The 2,488-nt window shown below is 37.1% G+C and carries 1 protein-coding gene; it reads left to right on the forward strand.

What is annotated here, in order from left to right:
• The coding region (locus OM075_RS24795; protein ID WP_301193252.1) for a T9SS type B sorting domain-containing protein at window positions 1-2,391 on the forward strand (2,391 nt) is incomplete at its 5' end.
• Window positions 2,392-2,488: the final 97 nt, after the last annotated feature.

The raw sequence follows: 2,488 nt of genomic DNA on the forward strand, positions 1-2,488 counted from the left end.
GCAACCGACACAAGTGTAGCAGAAGGTACTACAGCAGTTGAAACCGTAAGCGCAACAGATGCTGACGCAGGAGATAGTAAAACATACTCAATTAGCGGAACCGATGCAAGTTTCTTTACTATTGGGGCAACTTCAGGTGTGTTGACATTTACAACTGCACCAGATTATGAGAATCCTTCTGATAGTAATACAGATAATGTTTATGTATTGAATGTAACTGTAACAGATGGCGGATTAAATACAGATACGAAGACGATTAATGTAACAGTAACAGATGTCAATGACAACAATCCAGTACTAACAGCAACCGACACAAGTGTAGCAGAAGGTACTATTGCAGTTGAAACCGTAAGTGCAACAGATGCTGACGCAGGAGATAGCAAAACATACTCAATTAGTGGAACCGATGCAAGTTTCTTTAGTATTGATGCTACTTCAGGAGTACTGACTTTTGTAAGTGCACCTGATTATGAAACCGCAGCAGATGAAGATGCTAATAATGTTTATGTATTGGATGTAACCGTAACAGATGGCGGATTAAATACAGATACGAAGACTATTAATGTAACCGTAACAGATGTCAATGACAACAGTCCTGTACTAAGTGCGTCAGACACAAGTGTAGCAGAAGGAACAACAGCTGTTGAAACCGTAAGCGCAACAGATGCTGACGCAGGAGATAGCAAAACATATTCAATTAGCGGAACCGATGCAAGTTTCTTTACTATTGGAGCAACTTCCGGTGTGCTGACATTTTCAACTGCACCAGATTATGAGAATCCTTCAGATAGTAATACTGATAATATTTATGAGTTAACAATCATTGTTACGGATGGATCAGGTAATACAGATTCAAAAGCAATTACCGTAACTGTGACCAATGAATATGATAGTGTTCCTGTAGCTGTAGCAGATGTTATTGATACAGATAAAGGAGAAGTATCTGTTGTTGATGTTTTAAATAATGATACAGGTCTAGAAGATGGAAACCTAGTCGTTTCAATTCCTGTTCAGCCTGCAGATGGAGTTGTAATTGTAAATGAAGACAATACGATTACAATCACTCCAAATGAAGATTTTGTTGGAGATATCACTTTTGACTATCAGGTTTGTGATGGAGAAGGAGATTGTTCAACAGCAACTGTTACAATTACTGTTGAGGAAACAGATAATGATGATGATGGAATCTTGAATATTGAAGAGGGAGAAGGTGATACCGATGGAGACGGAATATTAGATAAGAACGATCCTGACTCAGATAATGATGGTATTCCAGATTCTGAAGAAGGAACTGACGATACTGATGGCGATGGAATTCCTAATTATAAAGATTCTGATTCTGACGGCGATGGAATTCCTGATGTGATTGAAGGTTCAGATGATATTGATGGCGATGGTGATGGAAATTATCTTGATTTAGATTCTGATGGTGACGGGATTCCTGATTCTGAAGAAGGTAATGAAGATTCAGATAATGATGGAACGCCAGATTACAAGGATACAGATTCTGATAACGATGGGATTTTGGATTCTGTAGAAGGAACTGATGATGCTGATGGTGATGGTATTCCAAATTACAAAGACTCAGATTCAGATGGTGATGGTATTCCTGATGATGTTGAAGGATCAGATGATATTGATGGTGACGGTGATGGAAATTATTTGGATTTAGATTCTGATGATGATGGTATTCCAGATTCAGAAGAAGGTGATGTGGATTCAGATAATGATGGAACACCTGATTACCAGGATTTAGATTCAGATAACGATGGAATTTTAGATGAAGATGAAGGAAATATAGATTCTGACAATGATGGTACTCCTGATTATACAGATACGGATTCTGATGGTGATGGCATTCCTGATGTAGTAGAAGGTTCGGATGATGTGGATAATGATGGAGAAGGTAACTATTTAGATACAGATTCAGACGATGATGGTATTCCGGATTCAGAGGAAGGAAATATCGACTCCGATAATGACGGCACACCGGATTACCAGGATACAGATTCAGATAATGATGGCGTATTAGATGATGAAGAAAGTTTTGGTGACTGTGATAATGACGGAATTCCTGACAGAATTGATGAGGATAAATGTTATGGTGAAGATGAATTGATTATTTATGAAGGATTCTCTCCAAATAATGATGGTGATAACGATACTTATAACATTCCATGGTTGTATCAATTTAATCAGGTAAGTATTGAGATTTTTAACAGATGGGGTAATGTTGTTTATAAACAAAGTAAGTATGATAACAACTGGAATGGTGAATCAAATGTTGGATTCAGTGTTGGAAAAGAACTTCCGGTTGGTACTTATTACTACATCATCAATATTCGTGATATCAACAAAAAAATCACAGGATATATTTACTTAAACCGATAAATAATATTGATTAAGGAAAGGAGACGGTAACAGGTCTCTTTTCCAAAGTCATCAAACAATAAATTATAGTGATGCAAAAAATATTTCCAATCATATC

Source organism: Plebeiibacterium sediminum (assembly GCF_026013605.1).
Lineage (GTDB): Bacteria > Bacteroidota > Bacteroidia > Bacteroidales > Marinilabiliaceae > Saccharicrinis > Saccharicrinis sediminus.